Here is a 443-nt window from a genome sequence, read left to right on the forward strand (position 1 = left end):
GCGAAGAAGGACGAGGACGGGGACATCTGGCTGCTGGGCCGCGTCGACGACGTCATGCTCGTCTCCGGCCACAACATCTCCACCACCGAGGTCGAGTCCGCCCTCGTCTCCCACCCGGCCGTCGCCGAGGCAGCCGTCGTCGGCGCCGCCGACCCGACCACCGGCCAGGCCATCGTCGCCTTCGTCATCCTCCGCGGCACCGCCCGCGAGGACGACGGCCTCACCGCCGAGCTCCGCAACCACGTGTCCGCCACCCTCGGCCCTATCGCGAAGCCCAAGCGCATCCTGCCGGTCGCCGAACTGCCCAAGACCCGCTCCGGCAAGATCATGCGCCGCCTCCTGCGCGACGTCGCGGAGAACCGCGAGCTCGGCGACGTCACGACCCTCACCGACTCCACGGTCATGGACCTCATCCAGACCAAGCTGCCCTCGTCTCCCACCCG

Annotated in this window: 1 pseudogene; it reads left to right on the forward strand. The window is 70.9% G+C overall.

Features of this window, described 5'->3' with window-relative positions:
• Positions 1-443: pseudogene (locus EF903_RS33390) on the forward strand (acetyl-coenzyme A synthetase); the annotation flags it as partial.

Source organism: Streptomyces sp. WAC05292 (genome assembly GCF_003949955.1).
GTDB lineage: Bacteria > Actinomycetota > Actinomycetes > Streptomycetales > Streptomycetaceae > Streptomyces > Streptomyces globosus.